The organism is Microvirga vignae (genome assembly GCF_001017175.1).
Classification (GTDB): Bacteria; Pseudomonadota; Alphaproteobacteria; order Rhizobiales; family Beijerinckiaceae; genus Microvirga; species Microvirga vignae.
The window spans coordinates 63,329-81,560 of record NZ_LCYG01000005.1; the positions used below are offsets into that span (position 1 = coordinate 63,329).

Sequence of the window (18,232 nt, forward strand, 5' to 3'; positions counted from 1 at the left end):
GAGAAACTCCGTGCTTGAGAGGATGTCGGTGGGGTTCAGGCCCTGTGCGTGGGTTGAACTCCGACCGTCAGGTCGGGTTCCAAGGTTCCATTGGGCGGAACGAAAAAGCCTGGCTCGTTTCCAAGCCAGGCTGTCTGCAATCAGTGAAGGACCGTGCTGTTTTCAAGTGTCCATCTTCAGCGCGGCGATGAAGGCCTCCTGCGGGATGTCGACCTTGCCGTACTGGCGCATCCGCTTCTTGCCTTCCTTCTGCTTGTCGAGCAGCTTGCGCTTGCGGGTGGCGTCGCCGCCGTAGCACTTGGCGGTCACGTCTTTGCGGAGCGCGCGGATGGTTTCGCGGGCAATGATCTTGCCGCCGATGGCCGCCTGCACCGGGATCTGGAACATGTGCGGCGGGATGAGCTCCTTGAGCTTCTCGCACATGGCGCGGCCACGGCCTTCGGCGCGGGTGCGGTGCACGAGCATGGAGAGCGCATCCACCGGTTCGCCGTTCACCAGCACCGACATCTTCACGAGGTCGCCTTCGCGATAGTCGGAGATGTGATAGTCGAACGAGGCATAGCCCTTCGAGACCGACTTCAGGCGGTCGTAGAAGTCGAACACCACCTCGTTGAGCGGCAGGTCGTAGACCACCATGGCGCGCTTGCCGACATAGTTGAGATCGATCTGCACGCCGCGGCGGTCCTGGCAGAGCTTGAGCACGGCGCCGAGATAATCGTCCGGCGTGAGGATCGTGGCGCGGATCCACGGCTCCTCGATGGCGTCGATCTTCATCACGTCCGGCATGTCGGCCGGGTTGTGCAGCTCCTTCGCCGTGCCATCGCTCATGCGCAGGTGATAGACCACGGAGGGCGCGGTGGAGATGAGGTCGAGATTGAACTCGCGCTCCAGGCGCTCCTGGATGATTTCGAGGTGCAGGAGGCCGAGGAAGCCGCAGCGGAAGCCGAAGCCCAGTGCCGCCGACGTTTCCATCTCGTAGGTGAAGCTCGCGTCGTTGAGGCGAAGCTTACCCATGGCAGCACGCAGGTTTTCGAAGTCTGCGGCATCCACGGGGAAGAGACCGCAGAACACCACCGGCTGGACCGGCTTGAAGCCGGGAAGCGCCTCGGCGGTGGGCTTGCGATCATCGGTGATGGTGTCGCCGACGCGGGTGTCGGCCACTTCCTTGATCGATGCGGTGAGGAATCCGACCTCGCCGGGGCCGAGCACATCCACATCGGTCATCTTGGGCCGGAACACGCCAACCTTGTCGACACCATAGGTCGCGCCGGTTCCCATCATCTTGATGGTCTGGCCCTTCTTCAACGTGCCGTCGATGATGCGCACGAGCACGACCACGCCGAGATAGGCGTCGTACCAGGAATCGACGAGCATCGCCTTCAACGGCGCTTCCCTGTCGCCCTTGGGCGGCGGCAGCTTCTTAACGATGGCCTCCAGCACACCCTCGATGTTGAGGCCGGTCTTGGCCGAGATCGGAACCGCGTCCGAGGCGTCGATGCCGATCACCTCCTCGATCTGCTCCTTGATCCGGTCCGGATCGGCGGCAGGCAGGTCGATCTTGTTCAGGACCGGCACGATCTCGTGATTGGCATCGATGGCCTGGTAGACATTGGCGAGCGTCTGGGCTTCCACGCCCTGGGAGGCATCGACGACCAGCAGCGAACCTTCGCAGGCGGCGAGCGAACGGGAGACTTCGTAGGCGAAGTCCACGTGGCCGGGGGTATCCATGAGGTTCAGGATGTAGGTCTTGCCGTCCTGAGCCTTGTATTCCAGGCGCACGGTCTGTGCCTTGATGGTGATGCCGCGCTCACGCTCGATATCCATGTTGTCGAGCACCTGCTCCGTCATCTCACGGGCGGAGAGCGCCCCCGTGGTCTGGATCAGACGGTCGGCCAAGGTCGACTTGCCGTGGTCGATATGGGCCACGATGGAGAAGTTGCGGATGGTGTCGAAGGTGCGTGCGGTCATAATTCTGCAAATATAAGAATGTTCAGGCCGCAATAGCAGGGGCAGCCACCAAAGCCAAGGGAGGCTGGTGCCGCGCCCCTCCCGGGGCCCTGATCACCAACCGAGTTTCGCCTTCCCTGGCTATCGCCCTACCTGAACGGAAGGGGAGACTGGAAGGCGGGCATGGCGAACACTCCCATTCTGACAGATGTGGTGGACGATCTTGGCCGCCCCGCCCTTCATCGCACCATCGGGCCATTCCAGATGACGCTCTACGGGCTCGGCAGCATGCTGGGCTCCGGGGTTTACGGTCTGATCGGGCAGGCAGCGGGACAAGTGGGCAATGCCGTCTGGCTGGCCTTCCTGGTAGCCCTTGTGGCGGCTCTGCTGACGGCCTTGACCTACGCTTCTCTCGGCTCGCGCTATCCTCGCGCCGGCGGAGCGGCCTATATCGCGGAGCGCGCCTATCGCTCGCCCCTTGTCGGATTCGTGGTGGGGCTGGCCGTGGCCTGTTCGGCGCTCACCTCGGTCGCCACCCAATCCCGGGTCTTTGCGGCCAATCTCGCGACCTTCACCGGAAGCGGAGAGGGAGCCATCACATTGCTGGCGCTGGGCTTCCTCCTGCTGCTCATGGGGCTCGTGCTGCGCGGCATCCGTGAATCCATGTGGGTCAACGTGCTATGCACATGCATCGAAGCGGGCGGCCTGCTGCTCGTGGTAGCGGTAGGCATCAGCTATTGGGGGTCTGTCGACCTTCTGGAGACGCCGCCGCCAGGGGAAGGCGGCGCGAGCGATGTGATCATCCTGGTCGTGCTGCAAGGCGCGGTGCTTACCTTCTTCGCTTTCCTCGGTTTCGAGGACAGCCTCAACGTCGCGGAGGAATGCCGCGATCCTCAGAGCACGATTCCGATCGGCCTGATCGGCGCCATGGCGATTGCGGCGGTGATCTACATGGCGGTCGCGATCACCGCCGTGTCGGTGATGCCGTGGCGGGAGCTTGCTGCAGCACCGGGGCCGCTGACGGCAGTGATGGATAAGGCCGCTCCCTGGCTTCCGCCGATCGTCTACACGGCGATCACGCTGTTTGCCGTCGCCAACACGGCGCTCGTCAATTACGTCACCGCCTCTCGGCTCGCCTATGGCATGGCGCATCAGGGATTGCTGCCGGCCTGGCTTGGCCGGGTTCATGCCACGCGGCGCACGCCGCATCTTGCAATCCTGGCTTTATTTGCGGTGGTCGCACCGCTTGCCGTCATCGGCACCATCGGCCAGCTTGCCGCTGCGACCGTGCTCTTGCTCCTGACGGTCTTCGCGCTTTTGAATGGTGCGCTCGTGGTCCTGAAGAACCGCGAGGGCGAGCCACGCGGGCGCTTCGAGATCCCGCTGGTTCTGCCGATCCTCGGCAGCCTCGTCTGCGCGGGCCTCGTGATCGTGCGCGTCGTTACAGGTGACTGGCGCGCGCCGGCAATCGCCGGTGCGCTGCTCGCCGGGATCTTCTTACTCTATGCGTTGCTCCGGCCGAAAGCTGAGCGGCAAGTGGCTTGATGTTCGGATGCATCTGTCCTGATGCGACAACAAGCGCAGGCGTCCGAGCCTGCGCTTGTCCTCGAGGACGGAAGATCAGCGGGCGCATTCCACGGGGACGCGCTGATCGGTGCCGGGAATAAGGACGGTGCGGCAGGGGACGCCGTTGATGACGCGAATCTCATGCGGTGCGGCGTTGGGGAAGGCACCATAGGGAGGACCGGCGACAGGAGCGCCGGGAGGCGGGGCGGCGACGATGCTGCCTGTTGTCACCGGATCCATGCCGATCATGCCGGCCGGGCCTGCGCACTGCACCGGAATGCGCCGGTCGCTCGAATGGTCGAGAACGGTGCGGCAGGGCACGCCGTTGATGATCTGGATCTCGTGCGGAGCGGCGTCCGGGAAGGGAGAACCAGGCGTGCCGCTGGTCTGTGCCTGCGCGAGGCCGATCGTGCCAAGCATGACGAGACCGGCGCTGGCGATGAATGTGAATCTCTTCAAGATAACCTCCTCTGATGGGGCCTTGCCCCCTTGGGACGGAGGTTTAACGCTTGCGATAAGGTTAGTTTCCTCTCTCACGGCAACGTGTGTGAGAGGCAATCCCTATCGCCCCTGCTCCAGAATGCGTGAGATCACCTTGGCCGTGTAATCCACCATCGGCACGATACGGGCGTAATTGAGCCGTGTCGGGCCAATGACGCCGAGAACGCCCACGATCTTCTGGCCGCCGTCCCGGAAGGGAGCTGCGATCATCGAGGAGCCGGAGAGCGAGAACAGCTTGTTCTCCGAGCCGATGAAGATGCGCACGCCCTCGCCGCCCTCGGCGCGGCTCAAAAGGTCGATCACGTCAGTCTGGGTTTCGAGATCGGAGAAGAGCAGACGGATGCGCTCCAGGTCTTCCACAGCCTTCAGGTCGTCGAGCAGGTTCGCCTGGCCGCGCACGATGAGCTGGCGCGATTCCGCCGGGCCCACGGTGGTGGCAAGACCTGCCTCCACGAGCTTGGCGGTGAGCGCGTCGAGCTCGCGCTCCATCTCCTCGCGGCGGGTTTCGATCTCGCGCTTGAGATCACCCAGCGTCTTGCCCCGGATGCGGGCGTTGAGAAAGTTCCCGGCCTCCACCAATGCACCGGCAGGCAGGCCCGCGGGCAGATCGAGGAGGCGGTTCTCGACGGAGCCATCCTCCGACACCAGCACCACGAGGGCGCGGGTCGGGTCGAGCCGCACGAACTCGATATGCTTGAGGCTGGCGTTTGACTTCGATGTCAGCACCACGCCTGCGCCGCGCGAAACGCCGGACAGCAGTGCCGAGGCCTCGGCGAGCGCTGTTTCCATGGTGTGGCCGGAAGCGGCAGCCCGCATCTGCGCCTCGATCCGCGCCCGCTCTTCGGCGGTCACGTCGCCGATTTCCATCATGGCGTCCACGAAGAAGCGCAGGCCGATTTCCGTCGGCAGGCGTCCGGCACTGGTATGCGGCGCGAAGATCAGGCCCGCCGCCTCCAGATCCGCCATCACGTTGCGGATCGAGGCGGGGGAGAGCGTCATCGGCAGGATGCGCGAGAGATGGCGCGAGCCGACGGGTTCACCGGTCACGAGATAGCTCTCGACGATCTGGCGGAAAATCTCGCGGGAACGGTCGTTCAATTCCGCGATGGCGCGGGTGTCCGACAGGTTCGAGAAGGGGCCGTTGGCGTGCATGCGATGGGTTCTACGCTTTCACAATTCCACCCTGCAAGTGGTCATTATGTGCGGACGAACGGTGCTTTAGGCAAGGCTTGTGCTTGCCTAAAGCGCCTCCTGGGCCCAAAGAGGCTCTCAGACAAGCCTCATGGAGATAACGATCATGCGTCCTTCCAACCGCGCCCCCGACGAATTGCGTCCCGTTACCCTGGAGCGAAGCGTCGCGCGTTATGCGGAAGGCTCCTGCCTCGTGACCTTCGGCAACACCAAGGTGCTCTGCACCGCTTCGCTCGAGGAAAAAGGTCCGCCGTGGCTGCGCGGCACCGGCAGGGGCTGGGTGACGGCAGAATATTCCATGCTGCCTCGCGCCACGCATGAGCGCACCAAGCGCGAGGTCAATTCAGGCAAGCCCTCCGGCCGCACGCAGGAGATCCAGCGCCTCATCGGCCGCTCGCTCCGCGCCGTCGTGAACCTGCCGGCCATCGGCGAGCGGCAGATCGTGCTGGATTGCGACGTGATCCAGGCCGATGGCGGCACCCGCACCGCCTCGATCACCGGCGCCTGGGTGGCCCTGCACGAGTGCTTCACCTGGATGCAGAACCGCTCGATCATTTCCATCAACCCGCTGCGCGAGCCCGTCGCCGCCATCTCCTGCGGCATCTACCAGGGCCAGCCGGTGCTCGACCTCGATTATGCGGAGGATTCCGCCGCCGAGACGGACGCCAACTTCGTCATCACGGGTTCGGGCGGCATCGTCGAGGTGCAGGGCACGGCGGAAGGAAAGCCCTTCTCGGAAGAGGAATTCCTGAGCCTCCTTCGCCTTGCCAAAGCTGGCGTGGCGCAGCTCGTGGAGCTGCAGAAGAAGGCGGTGGCGTGATGCAGCACCGTCCTCTCACCGGCAAGGTCGTCATTGCCACCCACAACGCAGGCAAGCTGCGCGAGATGCAGGAGCTGTTCGCTCCCTTCGGCGTGGAGGCCGCGTCGGCCGGGGAACTCGGCCTGCCCGTGCCCGACGAGACGGGTCACATGTTCGCCGAGAACGCCGCCATCAAAGCTCATGCTGCGGCCAAGGCCACAGGCCTTCCTGCGCTCTCCGATGATTCCGGTTTGTGCGTCCATGCGCTCGACGGGGCACCGGGATTGTTCACGGCGGATTGGGCCGGTCCAAAGAAGGATTTCTACGCTGCCATGGAACGAGTGCGTCGCGAGATGGAAAAACGTGAAGCGACTGACAAGCGCGCTCACTTCGTCTCAGCTCTCGTCATTGCCTGGCCTGATGGGCATGAGGAACTGTTCGAGGGTCGCGTGTTCGGCGAGGTTGTCTGGCCACCGCGGGGCGACAAGGGTTTTGGTTATGACCCCATGTTCCAGCCGGACGGTTTCACCCAGACCTTCGGCGAGCTGTCGTCGGAAGAAAAGCACGGCATCGACTGGTCGAAGCCCGAGCCGGAAGGGCTCTCCCACCGGGCGCGCGCTTTCGTGAAGCTCGCAGCGGGGTGCCTAAACAGGGCGTAATATTCCCGTTTTCGTCATGGCCGTCCCCGGACGTGATCCGGGGACAGTCCCGGCCATCCACGTCTTTGGAAGCATCGAGGCTTAAAGGCGTGGATCCCCGGGACAAGCCCGGGGTGACGCAGAGGCTTCAAAGAAGAAGCGCCCCGTAGGGCGCTTCGCTTGTCTTGAAGGTTAAACGTTCGTCGGACCGTTGCCGCGGCGCTTGGCCATGAAGGCATCGAACTCCTCGCGGTCCTTGGCGCGCTTCAGTTCCTCCACGAAATCACGGAAGGCGCGGGCTTCCTCGTCGAGCTTGCGGCGCTCTTCCTCGAGACGCTCCAGCTCGCTGCGGCGGTACTCGTCGAAGGCCGCATTGCCCGAAGTCGTGTAGCCGAAGCCGCCGGTGGAGCGGCGCGATCCGAACAGATCCTCAGCCGTGCGGCCGAAAGTGTCGCGGAAGAAGGCTCTCGCCTCGTCGTATTTCGGATATCCACACATTTTCCACACCAGATAGGCCAGCGCGAGCGGCCAGAACCAAATGAAGCCCAGGATGATGGCGACGATCTCCAGACCGCGTCGGGGTGAGCGCCCGCAGCGACGGTGAGCGCCGGCATTCCAAGGTCCCGCATGAGGGCCCTGATTCCAGGCGGTTGAAGCAGAGTCAGACATCGTGAGTCTCGCTATGTTAATGCTAACAACATTAACATGCGGATCGATTTTGGCGCTTTCAAGGGAGGTCCGTTCGATTTTGGCGGAGGGGACCGGGAGCGGTCCGTGGAGCAGGCATGGGGAAGGGAAGCTAGGCCAGCAGCCGTCAGCGGCTGGCCATCCCGGACTTGTCCTTCAGAGCACCGTGGACCAGGGCAAGGACGCCTGCGCGAAGCAGTTCGTACTTGTCCGGCAAGCCGGGACCCTTCGGAAGCTGGCCCGCGGCATCGAGGGTCGCGATGCCGTGGGAGAGGGCCCAGACCTCAAGAGCAATGAAGCGGACATCCACGCCCTGGAAACCCTCGGGATAGGTTTTCGTGAGCGCCTGGACCAGATAATCGAATGCCGTGGCTGGAGCTTGAGAGCTGTCCGAGGCGCCCTTGCCCCACGGGCCACAGGCTTCACCCTCCAGGGGCTTCGCCGAGAACATGGCCGTGTAGAAGCCCGGTTCCTGCTCGGCAAAGGCAAGATAGGCCTCGCCCATGCGGGTGAAGCGCTCCCGCGGCGTTCCCTCGCTTTGGAGAGCCTTCCCGAGCCGCTTGGCGAGTTCGTCGAACCCGCGGAAGGCCACTTCGGCGACCAGAGCCTCACGGCCACGGAAGTGACGGTAGAGGGCTGCGGGCGTGACGCCCACGAGCTTGGCGGCATCGGCCAGGGTGAACCCGCCAAGGCCACGCTCGGCAATGAAACGCTGCGCTGCCTCGATCAGCGCCTCTTTCAGATTGCCGTGGTGATAGCCCTGCCGGTCGAACGGGCCGCGCCAATGCCGCATGATGGCTCCTTTGAACACTCCATGAGCCAATCTTAAGTCCCCGCTCCCGGAGAGGCTAGGGCGGAGGGCCCATGAAGGGTGAACAACTGCTTGGAAAAGAGGTTCAGCAGAAAATGATCCGATGCGGCAAGGGCTGACCGTGACGTCAGGCTTCAGAACTGCCATATACGGCCCATGATCGATCATCCGACGCGCGATGCGGGCTTTGGCGTCTATGTCCATTGGCCCTTCTGCGCCTCCAAATGCCCCTATTGCGACTTCAACAGCCATGTCCGCCACCAGCCGGTGGATCAGGAGCGGTATCTCACGGCCTTCAAACGCGAGATCGCCCATACGGCAGCGCGCATTCCAGGGCGCAATGTCACCAGCATCTTCTTCGGCGGCGGCACGCCCTCGCTCATGAAGCCGGAGACGGTCGGCGCAATCCTCGATGCCGTCGGCGGCGCTTGGACTATCGATCCGAACGCCGAGGTCACGCTCGAGGCAAATCCGACCAGCGTCGAGGCCGAGCGCTTTCGCGGCTATCGTCACGCCGGCATCAACCGTGTGTCGCTGGGAGTGCAGGCGCTCAACGATCCGGACCTGCGCCGCCTGGGCCGCATGCATTCGGTTGAAGAAGCCTTGGCTGCGGTAAAGATCGCAGCGTCGATCTTCGACCGCTATTCCTTCGACCTCATCTACGCGCGTCCAGGCCACACGCCGGAAGCCTGGGCAGCAGAGCTTGAACAGGCAATCAGCTACGCGGTGGAGCATCTCTCGCTCTATCAGCTCACCATCGAGCCCGGCACCTGGTTCGAGCGTCTCTATAATGCCGGCAAGATCGCCGTGCCGGACGAGGAGACGGGCCGCGCGCTCTACGATATCACGCAGGAAACCTGCGAGAAGCATGGGCTTCCAGCTTACGAGATTTCCAACCACGCCAAGCCCGGTGCGGAATCACGGCACAACCTGCTCTACTGGCGCTACGGCGAATATGCGGGCATCGGTCCCGGTGCGCATGGGCGCCTCGTCACCGGCAATGCACGGCTTGCGACCTCGACCGAAAAACATCCCGAGACATGGCTCGAACATGTCGAGCGTGAGGGACACGGCGTGATCGAGGAGGAGGTGCTCACTTCCGAGGCGGAAGGCGACGAGTTCCTCCTCATGGGCCTTCGCCTGAAAGAGGGCATCGATCCGCGCCGCTATGAGGCGTTCACGGGAAAGTCGCTGAATCAACGCGGCCTGCGCATCATGGAAGAGGAAGGCCTCATCCGCGTCGATGGCTCACGTCTTGCCGTGACGGAGAAGGGCTTTCCGGTGCTGAATGCGGTGATTGCGGAATTGGCGGCTTGAATGCCTGCCACCACGTCATCACGGCCTTGTGCCGGTGATCCACGTCTTCATCTTGTCTTGAGACGTGGATGGCCGGGACTGATCCCCGGATCACGTCCGGGGACGGCCATGACGACGGAGAGTGTTCATCACGCGATCCCGGATCTTCGCTCTGCTCCGCCCGGGATGACGCAGGCTCAAACCCGCTTCACCTTGCTCTCGATTGCCTCCCACACCGTTACGGCGAGATCAGGCCCGCCGAGGCGCTTGATGGCGCGGATGCCGGTGGGCGCCGTCACGTTGATCTCGGTGAGGTTGCCGTCGATCACGTCGATGCCGACGAGGATGAGGCCCATCCGCTTGAGATCCGGGCCGATGGTCTCGCAGATCTCGCGCTCGCGCGGCGTCAGATCCGTGGGCTTCGCAGCTCCGCCGCGCACCATGTTGGAGCGGATATCGTTGGCGGCCGGCACGCGGTTGATTGCGCCAGCCGCTTCGCCGTCGATGAGGATGATGCGCTTGTCGCCTTCCGTGATCTTCGGCAGGAAGCGCTGGGTTACCCAGGGTTCGCGGAAGAGATTCGAGAAGAGATCGTAGAGCGAGCCGAAATTCGGATCCTCGCGCCCTACCTTGAACACGCTCGCACCGCCGTGCCCGTAGAGCGGCTTCATCACCACATCGCCATGCTCGCGGCGAAACTCCTCGATCTCCGCCTTGTCGCGAGAGATCAGCGTTGGCGGCATGAGATGCGGGAACTGCGTGACGAAGATCTTTTCCGGCGCGTTGCGCACATGCATGGGATCGTTCACCACGAGAGTCTTCGGGTGAATACGTTCCAGGAAATGCGTGGCGGTGATGTAAGCGAGGTCGAAAGGCGGATCCTGGCGCATGAGCACCGCGTCGACGGTCGAGAGGTCGACACGCTCCGGTTTACCAAGCGTGAAGTGGTTGCCCTCCTCATCCCGCACCTCGATGGGATCCACAAGCGCGACCACCTTGCCATCGTGCAGGGACAGGCGATCGGGGGTGTAGTGCAGGATCTGATGGCCTCGCCGTTGCGCCTCGAGCAGCAGCGCAAAGCCGGTATCGCCTGCGATCTTGATGCTGTTGATGTGATCCATCTGGATCGCAACGGTGAGGGTCATGATTTAGGCCTCCTAGGGCATTTTTTAGCGAAGTGGTCCCGGTTCGCCATCAAAAATGCGGCACGGCAAGAAACGGAGCCGATTCCAGGTGCGGGAAAACGGCTCCGGTGAAGCGGGTTTATTGGACTGTTTCCTGAGGAAGGCAACTCTCGTGGTGCGGGAATGAACGAAAAAGCGGGAAGGGTGTTATTGAATAGCCCCGCTTCAGGCTTTCCCCGAACCCTTGCGGATAAGTCCAAGTTTTCACATCTGATAGTCATGTCACGCCGCGCCCTTCTCATCATCAACGCCAAGAGCCGAAGCGGCGAATCCCAGGCAAAAGCAGCCATCGAGGTCCTTGAGGCTCATGGGATCGAGCCCGTTCATGTGGAATGCGGCCGGCGGGAGGATCTGTCGCCTCTCATCGTGAAGCATCGCGAAGGGGTGGATTGCGCCATTGTCGGCGGCGGCGATGGAACGCTGAATGCCGCAGCTTTCGGCGTGATCGAGACCGGCCTGCCGCTCGGCATCCTGCCGTTTGGAACAGCGAACGACCTGGCTCGAACCTTGGGGATTCCCTTCGACCTCGATGGTGCCGCACAGGTCATTGCCGACGGGCATACCCGCAGGATCGATCTGGGGGTCGTCAACGGCCAGCCTTTCTTCAACGTGGCGAGCCTTGGCCTCTCGGCGGAACTCGCGCAGCAGCTGACCCATGATATCAAGCGTCGTTTCGGGCGGCTCGGCTATGCGCTGGTCGCCATGAAGGTGCTGGCGCAGGCCCAGCCCTTCCGCGCGATAATCACGAGCGAGACCGAATCCGTGCGCGTGCGGACCTTGCAGATCGCCGTCGGCAACGGGCGCTTCTATGGTGGCGGCAATGCGGTGGAGAAGGACGCGGCCATCGACGACCAGCACCTCGATCTCTACAGCCTGGAACTCGAGCGCGCCTGGAAACTCGCCTTCATGGCGCGCTCGTTTCGTTATGGAGAACACGGCGCCTGGAGCGAGGTGCGGGCGATCCGCGCGAAGGAATTCGACATCCGCACAAGACGGTCGAGGCCCATCAATGCGGATGGCGAGATCGTGACCCAGACGCCTGCGCACTTCTCCATCAAACCTTGTGCCGTAACGGTATTCGCGCCTTAACGGCGTCCGCACCGGACGGCATCCTCGATGCCCCCGGGCCCGAGGCCGATATCCTGCAGCATGGCGTCGTCCAAAGCGGCCATCTCCCGCATGGCGCGGCGGAGGCGGATCTCACGCATCACGGCCGAGAAGAGATCCTTCAGGCCGGAAGGACGGGTTGCGGCGGTTTCATAAGTCTCCGGGCAGGTGTTCGAAAGGGCTGACATGGCGCTCTCCTTGGGTTGATGAGGAGAGTATGAGGCAGCCCCTTGCATAATGGAAACGAATGTTCATTATATCAAAAATAATGAACATTTATGGATCCGGCCATGCCCCACAACCTTGATGTCAGCCTTCTGAGAGCGTTCGTCGCCGTGGTGGACACGGGCGGCATGACGGCAGCCTCCGGTGTCCTCAATCTCACCCAGGCGGCGGTGAGCCAGCAGATCAAGCGGCTTGAGGAGACCTTGGGCGAGGAGCTCATCACCCGCGACAGGCGAGGGGTGACCCTGACGAGCGCGGGCGAGCGGCTGTTCGGACGCGCGAAGCGCCTGCTCGCCATGAACGACGAGATCTGGACCGAAATGACGACGCCGGAATTCGAGGGCGAAATCCGCCTTGGCATCCCCAGCGATATCATCACCACGTATCTGCCCACCTTCCTGAAGAGTTTTGCGCGGAGCTATCCGCGCGTGCAGATCTCGCTCAACAGCGGCTCAAGTGCCGAGCTTCGCGGGAAGCTCGCGGCCGGCAAAATCGATGTGGTGATGGCGACCGAGCTCACCTGCGATCCCGATGGCGAGAACCTCGTGATGGATCGTCTCGTGTGGGTCGGCGCGCGGGGAGGTGAGGCGGCCTGGAAGCGGCCGCTGCCTGTCTCCATCGGCTGCTCCGATTGCGCTTTCCGCGCGCCGATCCGCGAAGCCTTGCAGAAGGCCGGGATCGAATGGCGCTCGGTGTTCGATTCCACCAACACATCGGCGCAAGTGGCGACCGTTGCGGCCGATACCGCCGTGATGGCCGGGATGGCTTCCACCGTGCCGGGCAACCTAGAGGTCCTCGGCCCCGACACGGGCCTGCCGCTGCTTCCGCCCTTCATGGTCAACCTCTACCTGCCGAAGGGCGGCGGCAATCACATCGTGCAGGAAATGGCGCGCATGATCCGCGATGCCGTGAGAGATCCGCGAAAGATTGCCGCGTAGGCGCTGGTTCCAATCGTCATGCCCGGGCTTGTCCCGGGCATCCACGTCTTCGGGCGCAATGGTTCAAAAGCGTGGATGGCCTAAACCAGGTGCGGCCACGACGATGAGCAATCTGTCTCAGAACATTTCCAGCTCGAATGCCGATACGATGTGCTGCGGCCATCGCTTCGGTGCGATGAACACCGCATCCGCCCGCCATGTCTTTCCTTGCGCGTGAGGATGGCGCGCCAGCCATGCGCGCACGGCACGTGAAAAGCGCTGGCGCTTGGTGGCAGTGATGGCGGACAAGGCATTGTCCATGAGCCCGCGCGCCTTCACCTCGACAAACACAATGATATCGCCGCGCATCATGATGAGATCGATTTCGCCGCCCGCAGCGGCATAGCGGCGTGCAAGCGGCCGATAGCCTTTCGCAAGCAGGAACAGCAACGCAACCCACTCCGCATAATGGCCACGCAGGAAGGTCACTCGTCGACGCGCCAGAGCAGATTCCACACGCGCGGAATCCGCTCTTCTCTTTGCTCGGCCGCATTTTTGTACGGCGAACCGGATCCACTTCGCCGAAAAATGCTCTGGAGCCGTCTTCATGCATCCCGTTTCGCGAGTTCAAGAGCACGGGTATAGACCTCGCGCTTCGGCAGGCCGAGCTCTGCGGCGACGAGAGCCGCTGCATCCTTGATCGAATGGCTTTTCAAAGCTGTTTCGAGCCTGCCGTCGAGGGCTGCATCGGCTTCCGCTGCATGCATCTCTTTCGTCGCTTCGCCGATCAGCACCACGATCTCGCCCTTCGGCGGGCCTTCTTCCGCAAATTGCGCTGCGAGTTCCGGCAAGGTGCCGCGCCGGATCGTCTCGAACATCTTGGTGAGTTCGCGCGCCACCACGGCCTGCCGTTCACCGAGAATGGCGGCCGCGTCGGCCAGCATTTCGGGCAGGCGATGCGGGCCTTCGAACAGCATCAGCGTGCCGGGGATCGAGGCGATCTCGGCGAGACGTGCACGGCGCGCCGCGCTCTTCGGCGGCAGGAAACCTTCGAAGAAAAAGCGGTCGGTGGGCAGACCCGAGGCGACAAGAGCCGTGAGTACGGCGGAGGGGCCGGGAATTGGCGTCACCGGCAATCCTTCCTCGATGGCGGCCTGCACGAGCTTGAAGCCGGGGTCCGAGACAAGCGGCGTGCCCGCATCAGACACGAGCGCGAGGGCTTGGCCTTCACGGATGCGGTGCACCATGCGCTCGCGCACCGCGTCGTTGGAATGCTCGTGGTAGGCCACCAGCGGCGTCGTGATGCCGTAATGGGCGAGAAGCGTCTTCGTCACCCGTGTGTCCTCGGCGAGAATCGCGTCCGCCGCTGCCAGCACGTTCAGGGCCCGGAAGGATACGTCCTGCAGGTTGCCAATGGGAGTCGCGACCACATAGAGGCCGGGCGTCAGGGGCTTGGCCTCGGCCGCAAGGCCGAAGGCGGTGAAGGTGGCGGTCCGCTCGCCCGGCTCGCGCCGCCGGGTCCGGTTGTCGATTCTCTGTGTCATCACCTGTCATTCTCGCATGAATGCCCCAGCCGGCGGAAGAAGCCTTGGCTTCCCGTCCCGCCGAACTTGGAAACAATGTTTACCTTTTGGTGCCAAGGTTGGCCGCATGTCCGACGAGCTGTTTCCAAAAGGGGGTGGAGATGGCGTCTCTCTTTGGGGCAATGGAGCAGGGCTGGAAAAGCCGGGCGGTCTTGGCGGTTGTGGTGACAGGCGCTCTCGCGCTGTCCGGATGCATCGGAGCGGGCCCTGCGCGGCAAACGCGGAAGGCGAGCCGACCCGCCCCGCAATCCGCGCCCTCTCAGCCCGTTTACAACGCCGATCTTCCTCCGGAGGGCACTTCTGTCGGCCAAGTCCAGGCCATTCACCAGGTCCAGGCCGCTCAAATGCAGGCTGTCCCTGCGGGCCCTGCGCCGGTTCAGATGCGTGGCATGACTCTCGGCAACGGTCCCGTGAAGGTCGCGTTGATCCTGCCGCTTTCCGCTCCCGGCCAGGGCTCTCTGGTGGCGCAGAGCATGCGCAATGCCGCGGATCTCGCCCTCAGCGACTTCCAAGGCTCCGATCTCACCATCCTCATTAAGGACGATCGCGGCACGCCGGAAGGTGCGCGGGAAGCTGCAAACCAAGCCGTCGTGGAAGGCGCACAACTCATCCTCGGGCCGCTCTTTGCCGGCTCCGTCCAGGCGGCCGGGCAAGTGACGCGCCAAGCGAGCAGGCCGCTCATCGGCTTCTCCTCCGACCGCGCTGCGGCCGCGCAGGGCGTCTATCTCCTGAGCTTCATGGTGCAGGCGGAGGTGGACCGCATCATTGCTTTCGCTGCGACCCAGAACCGCCGCTCCATTGCCGCTCTGATCCCGGAGACGGCTTATGGTCGCGTGGCGGAGGCGCAGCTGCGAGAGGCTGCGGCGGAAAACGGCATCCGCCTCGTTGCCGTCGAGCGCTATCCTGCCGGGCAACCGCAAGGAGCCGTTCAACGCCTGGCGCGGGTGATCGGCGGGCCTGCGCCGCAGGCCAACGCGCTTTTCATTCCTGAGAACGGCGATGGACTGCCCGCTGTCGCGCAGGCGCTTCAGATGGTTCGCTTCAACGCCCAGCAGGTAAAACCGCTCGGCTCCGGCGTGTGGGACGAGGCGCGTGTGTTCGGATTGCCGACGCTTCAGGGCGGCTGGTTTGCCGCGCCGGACAAACGGGGCTTCATGGATTTTGCCACGCGCTATCGTGCGCGCTTCAACAGCGATCCGGTTCGCCTCGCGACGCTCTCGTACGATGCGGTGACGCTTGCCGCTGCGCTCGCCCGCATGCAGGGGCCGCAGGCCTTCAACGACAGCGTGCTCACGAACGGTGCGGGCTTCGCCGGTGCCGACGGCGTGTTCCGCTTCAACCCCAACGGCACCAATGACCGCGCCCTGACCGTTCAGGAAATCCGGAGCGGCACGGCTGTCGTGATCAACGCCGCGCCGCGTACCTTGGTGGCAAACAACTGAACGCAAGGCCTTACTTGCGCGTCAGCACCGCGCTCAAATTCGGTTTGTTGTTGAGGGTCTGGAACACCACGCAATAGCGCTCGGTCAGCTTGAGGAGCTGATCGATCTTCTCCTGCGGCGCATCCGTGTCCACCTCGAAGGAGAGGCGGATGTCCCTGAAGCCGACGGGTGCAGTCTTATCAACGCCGAGCGTGCCACGGAAATCGAGGTCGCCTTCGGCCTTCACGGCGCCGTGGCGCAGATCGATCTCAAGCGCGGTGGCAACAGCCTTGAGAGTCACGCCCGCGCAGGCGACGAGCGCTTCGAGAAGCATGTCACCGGAGCACAGCTCCGCGCCGGAGCCGCCGGTCGCCGGGTGAAGACCCGCGACGGCAAGCGCACGGCCGGTCTCGACCTTGCAGGCGATGTGCTGATCATCCAGCGCGCCCTGCGCTTTCAGCGTGATGACAGCTGAGTTTGGATCGTTTCGATATTGGTCTTTCAGCGGCGCCTGGAGCGCGCGCAATTCGGTCGAGTCCATGTTGCTTGTCCTTGAATGATCTTACCACCACAACGCGGCAGCCTGCCGATCGCGTTCCCGCTGGGGCTGCTGTTGAGACGGGTTGAGGGAATGATCGAGCGCCGTCAAGACGCGGCGCACCGAATTCTCGAAGGCTAAGCCCGTCTTGTCGCGCGGGCGTGACAGCGTGAGCGATAATTCATCGAAGATGCGACCGGGTTTCGGCTGCATGACGACAGCGCGGTCCGCGAGCGTCACGGCCTCCTGCACGTCGTGCGTCACGAGCACGACGGTGGGCCGCGTCTCCTCCCACAATCCGAGCAGGTGCTCGTGCAGGCTCGCGCGGGTGAACGCGTCGAGCGCGGAGAAGGGTTCGTCGAGGAGAAGCACTGTCGGGTTGGTCACGAACGCTCGCGCAATCGCCACGCGCTGCTGCTGACCACCGGAGAGATCGCGCGGCCAGCGCTTGGCATGCTCGGACAGGCCGATCTTGTCGAGCGCATGCTCGACGCGCGCTTTGCGCTCGTTCGCGCCGAGGTGCTCAAGGCCGAAGGCAATGTTCTCGAAAACCGACAGCCACGGCAGCAGGCGCGGTTCCTGGAACACGATGCCGACGGAAGGATGCGGACCAGAGAGCAGTTCGCCATCGAGCCGGATCGCGCCGGCGCTCGAGCGGTCGAGACCGGCGATGAGCCGCAGCAACGTCGTCTTGCCGCAGCCCGATCCGCCGATCAGAGAGACGATCTCAGCCTGGCGTACGGAGAGATTGATGTCGGACAGCGCGCGTGTGCCGTCGGCATAGGTTTTGGAGAGGTGTTCGAGTTCGAGCATTAATGATCGCTCCTCTCGTCATGGCCGCACTTGTTGCGGCCATCCAGGTCTTCGGAAACGCAGTCTGTCCAAGGCGTGGATGCCCGGGTCAATCCCCGGATCAAGTCCGGGGACGGGCATGACGGCGGTGTGAATCCAGCCATCACAATCTCTCCCGAACGGTGTCCTGCCAGCGCACGAGCGGCTTGGTGAGAAGAACGAGCAGGCTGTCCGCGAGCTTGCCGAGAAGCGCGAAGGCGATGATGGCGGCCAGGATCTGATCGGGCTTGCCCATCTGCTGCCCATCGACGAGCAGATAGCCGAGGCCTTCGGATGCGCCCATGAATTCGGCGGCAACCACGAACATGAAGCCGAGGCCCAGCCCTGAGCGCAGCGCGATCACCGCCTCGGGCAGAACGGCCGGAAGCAGGATGCGCTTGGCGAGCTTGAAGCGTGAAAGGCGGAACACGTGGCCCACTTCCACGAGCTTGCGATCGACGGACAGGATCGCGCCGGCGATGCCGAGATAGACCGGGAAGAACACGCCGACCGCGATCAGCGCCACTTTCGAGGCCTCGAAAATGCCGAGCCAGAGAATGAACAGCGGCACCCAGGCAATCGACGGAATGGCGCGCAAGGCCTGCAGCGTTGGATCGAGCAGGCGGCGAACTGTTTCACCCGAGCCGGACAACGCACCGAAGACAATGCCGGTGACCGCACCGATGATGAAGCCGGTGAGGACGCGCCAGAGCGTGGTCCAGACATGCGTCCAGAGTTCGCCTGTCTCGGCAAGCGACCATAGCGCGGCGAAGATGCGGCTCGGCGGCGGAACAAGGCGGCCTTGCGCGAGGCCGAAGCGCACGGCGGCTTCCCAGAGAAGCGCCACGGCTATCGGCAATAAAAAGCCGAGAAGGATGCGCCAGTCGAAGGCGCGCCGCTTCTCGGCAAGGGAAGGGGCCGCGAGAGCGGCGGCACCCTGTTGGGAGGACCAGGCATGGCTTGTGGCGTTGCCTGTCACGGCGCTCTCCC

At 63.6% G+C, this 18,232-nt stretch carries 19 protein-coding genes; 7 read left to right on the plus strand and 12 right to left on the minus strand.

Going from position 1 to position 18,232, the window contains the following annotated elements; all coding sequences use genetic code 11:
- Nucleotides 1-162 precede the first annotated feature (162 nt).
- Entirely contained in the window at nt 163-1,968 is a 1,806-nt protein-coding gene (lepA, locus tag AA309_RS01935) for a translation elongation factor 4 (RefSeq protein ID WP_047187293.1), read from the minus strand.
- 162 nt (nt 1,969-2,130) lie between these two features.
- On the opposite strand from lepA, the gene AA309_RS01940 reads away from it, so the two are divergent.
- Complete coding sequence (locus AA309_RS01940; protein ID WP_047187294.1) at nt 2,131-3,492, plus strand: APC family permease; 1,362 nt, start codon at nt 2,131-2,133, stop codon at nt 3,490-3,492.
- A gap of 75 nt (nt 3,493-3,567) precedes the next feature.
- Here AA309_RS01940 and AA309_RS01945 read toward each other — a convergent pair whose 3' ends face one another.
- Both AA309_RS01945 and hrcA read right to left on the minus strand, forming a co-directional pair.
- The gene (locus AA309_RS01945; protein ID WP_047187295.1) at nt 3,568-3,972 is read right to left on the minus strand and encodes a hypothetical protein; all 405 of its coding nucleotides are present in this window, start codon (nt 3,970-3,972) and stop codon (nt 3,568-3,570) included.
- 102 nt (nt 3,973-4,074) lie between these two features.
- Nucleotides 4,075-5,166, minus strand: a complete 1,092-nt coding sequence (gene hrcA, locus AA309_RS01950) for a heat-inducible transcriptional repressor HrcA (protein WP_047187296.1) — start codon at nt 5,164-5,166, stop codon at nt 4,075-4,077.
- A gap of 145 nt (nt 5,167-5,311) precedes the next feature.
- Here hrcA and rph point away from each other — a divergent pair, with 145 nt between their 5' ends.
- Together rph and rdgB are read left to right on the plus strand one after the other, a co-directional pair.
- Nucleotides 5,312-6,025 (plus strand): ribonuclease PH, encoded by a 714-nt coding sequence (gene rph / locus AA309_RS01955; protein ID WP_047187297.1) that lies wholly within the window; start codon nt 5,312-5,314, stop codon nt 6,023-6,025.
- Nucleotides 6,022-6,663 (plus strand): RdgB/HAM1 family non-canonical purine NTP pyrophosphatase, encoded by a 642-nt coding sequence (rdgB, locus tag AA309_RS01960; protein ID WP_150117356.1) that lies wholly within the window; start codon nt 6,022-6,024, stop codon nt 6,661-6,663. The genes rph and rdgB overlap by 4 nt, the downstream gene beginning before the upstream one ends.
- A 171-nt stretch (nt 6,664-6,834) precedes the next feature.
- On the opposite strand, the gene AA309_RS01965 is transcribed toward rdgB, so the two are convergent.
- Together AA309_RS01965 and AA309_RS01970 are read right to left on the minus strand one after the other, a co-directional pair.
- Nucleotides 6,835-7,311 carry a DUF2852 domain-containing protein gene (locus AA309_RS01965; RefSeq protein ID WP_047187299.1) on the minus strand — a complete coding sequence of 159 codons (477 nt, stop codon included), beginning with the start codon at nt 7,309-7,311 and terminating at the stop codon, nt 6,835-6,837.
- A gap of 145 nt (nt 7,312-7,456) precedes the next feature.
- Nucleotides 7,457-8,122, minus strand: a complete 666-nt coding sequence (locus AA309_RS01970; protein WP_047187300.1) for a TetR/AcrR family transcriptional regulator — start codon at nt 8,120-8,122, stop codon at nt 7,457-7,459.
- 174 nt (nt 8,123-8,296) lie between these two features.
- Here AA309_RS01970 and hemW point away from each other — a divergent pair, with 174 nt between their 5' ends.
- Complete coding sequence (gene hemW, locus AA309_RS01975) at nt 8,297-9,457, plus strand: radical SAM family heme chaperone HemW (protein ID WP_047187301.1); 1,161 nt, start codon at nt 8,297-8,299, stop codon at nt 9,455-9,457.
- Between the two features lie 176 nt (nt 9,458-9,633).
- Here the strand turns inward: hemW and gshB are convergent, their stop codons facing one another.
- Entirely contained in the window at nt 9,634-10,581 is a 948-nt protein-coding gene (gshB, locus tag AA309_RS01980; RefSeq protein WP_047187302.1) for a glutathione synthase, read from the minus strand.
- Nucleotides 10,582-10,839: 258 nt separating this feature from the next.
- On the opposite strand from gshB, the gene AA309_RS01985 reads away from it, so the two are divergent.
- Nucleotides 10,840-11,709: a lipid kinase gene (locus AA309_RS01985; RefSeq protein WP_047187303.1), complete on the plus strand. Its 870-nt coding sequence runs from the start codon at nt 10,840-10,842 to the stop codon at nt 11,707-11,709.
- Here AA309_RS01985 and AA309_RS01990 read toward each other — a convergent pair.
- Complete coding sequence (locus tag AA309_RS01990) at nt 11,706-11,915, minus strand: YjiS-like domain-containing protein (protein ID WP_047187304.1); 210 nt, start codon at nt 11,913-11,915, stop codon at nt 11,706-11,708. The two genes, AA309_RS01985 and AA309_RS01990, sit on opposite strands and share 4 nt — an antisense overlap.
- Before the next feature lie 102 nt (nt 11,916-12,017).
- Here AA309_RS01990 and AA309_RS01995 point away from each other — a divergent pair, with 102 nt between their 5' ends.
- Nucleotides 12,018-12,890: a LysR family transcriptional regulator gene (locus tag AA309_RS01995; RefSeq protein WP_047187340.1), complete on the plus strand. Its 873-nt coding sequence runs from the start codon at nt 12,018-12,020 to the stop codon at nt 12,888-12,890.
- A 117-nt stretch (nt 12,891-13,007) separates the two neighbouring features.
- Here the strand turns inward: AA309_RS01995 and AA309_RS02000 are convergent, their stop codons facing one another.
- Both AA309_RS02000 and rsmI read right to left on the minus strand, forming a co-directional pair.
- Nucleotides 13,008-13,385: a YraN family protein gene (locus tag AA309_RS02000; RefSeq protein WP_047187341.1), complete on the minus strand. Its 378-nt coding sequence runs from the start codon at nt 13,383-13,385 to the stop codon at nt 13,008-13,010.
- 89 nt (nt 13,386-13,474) lie between these two features.
- The gene (gene rsmI, locus AA309_RS02005) at nt 13,475-14,413 is read right to left on the minus strand and encodes a 16S rRNA (cytidine(1402)-2'-O)-methyltransferase (protein ID WP_047187305.1); all 939 of its coding nucleotides are present in this window, start codon (nt 14,411-14,413) and stop codon (nt 13,475-13,477) included.
- Between the two features lie 140 nt (nt 14,414-14,553).
- On the opposite strand from rsmI, the gene AA309_RS02010 reads away from it, so the two are divergent.
- On the plus strand, nt 14,554-15,894 hold the full coding sequence (locus AA309_RS02010; RefSeq protein WP_244470223.1) for a penicillin-binding protein activator: 1,341 nt from the start codon (nt 14,554-14,556) through the stop codon (nt 15,892-15,894).
- A gap of 10 nt (nt 15,895-15,904) precedes the next feature.
- Here the strand turns inward: AA309_RS02010 and AA309_RS02015 are convergent, their stop codons facing one another.
- From AA309_RS02015 to AA309_RS02025, 3 genes are all read right to left on the minus strand, one after another.
- The gene (locus tag AA309_RS02015; protein WP_047187307.1) at nt 15,905-16,414 is read right to left on the minus strand and encodes an OsmC family protein; all 510 of its coding nucleotides are present in this window, start codon (nt 16,412-16,414) and stop codon (nt 15,905-15,907) included.
- Between the two features lie 21 nt (nt 16,415-16,435).
- Nucleotides 16,436-17,224, minus strand: a complete 789-nt coding sequence (locus AA309_RS02020; RefSeq protein WP_047187308.1) for an ABC transporter ATP-binding protein — start codon at nt 17,222-17,224, stop codon at nt 16,436-16,438.
- 142 nt (nt 17,225-17,366) lie between these two features.
- The gene (locus tag AA309_RS02025) at nt 17,367-18,221 is read right to left on the minus strand and encodes an ABC transporter permease (protein WP_047187309.1); all 855 of its coding nucleotides are present in this window, start codon (nt 18,219-18,221) and stop codon (nt 17,367-17,369) included.
- Nucleotides 18,222-18,232: the final 11 nt, after the last annotated feature.

Coding starts and splice junctions, on each gene's coding strand:
- gshB (WP_047187302.1), bottom strand. CDS start 10,581: ATGACCCTCACCGTTGCGATCCAGATGGATCACATCAACAGCATCAAG.
- rph (WP_047187297.1), top strand. CDS start 5,312: ATGCGTCCTTCCAACCGCGCCCCCGACGAATTGCGTCCCGTTACCCTG.
- AA309_RS02020 (WP_047187308.1), bottom strand. CDS start 17,224: ATGCTCGAACTCGAACACCTCTCCAAAACCTATGCCGACGGCACACGC.
- AA309_RS01990 (WP_047187304.1), bottom strand. CDS start 11,915: ATGTCAGCCCTTTCGAACACCTGCCCGGAGACTTATGAAACCGCCGCA.
- AA309_RS01965 (WP_047187299.1), bottom strand. CDS start 7,311: ATGTCTGACTCTGCTTCAACCGCCTGGAATCAGGGCCCTCATGCGGGA.
- AA309_RS01995 (WP_047187340.1), top strand. CDS start 12,018: ATGCCCCACAACCTTGATGTCAGCCTTCTGAGAGCGTTCGTCGCCGTG.
- AA309_RS02010 (WP_244470223.1), top strand. CDS start 14,554: ATGGCGTCTCTCTTTGGGGCAATGGAGCAGGGCTGGAAAAGCCGGGCG.
- lepA (WP_047187293.1), bottom strand. CDS start 1,968: ATGACCGCACGCACCTTCGACACCATCCGCAACTTCTCCATCGTGGCC.
- AA309_RS01940 (WP_047187294.1), top strand. CDS start 2,131: ATGGCGAACACTCCCATTCTGACAGATGTGGTGGACGATCTTGGCCGC.
- AA309_RS02015 (WP_047187307.1), bottom strand. CDS start 16,414: ATGGACTCGACCGAATTGCGCGCGCTCCAGGCGCCGCTGAAAGACCAA.
- rsmI (WP_047187305.1), bottom strand. CDS start 14,413: ATGACACAGAGAATCGACAACCGGACCCGGCGGCGCGAGCCGGGCGAG.
- hrcA (WP_047187296.1), bottom strand. CDS start 5,166: ATGCACGCCAACGGCCCCTTCTCGAACCTGTCGGACACCCGCGCCATC.
- AA309_RS01985 (WP_047187303.1), top strand. CDS start 10,840: ATGTCACGCCGCGCCCTTCTCATCATCAACGCCAAGAGCCGAAGCGGC.
- AA309_RS01970 (WP_047187300.1), bottom strand. CDS start 8,122: ATGCGGCATTGGCGCGGCCCGTTCGACCGGCAGGGCTATCACCACGGC.
- hemW (WP_047187301.1), top strand. CDS start 8,297: ATGATCGATCATCCGACGCGCGATGCGGGCTTTGGCGTCTATGTCCAT.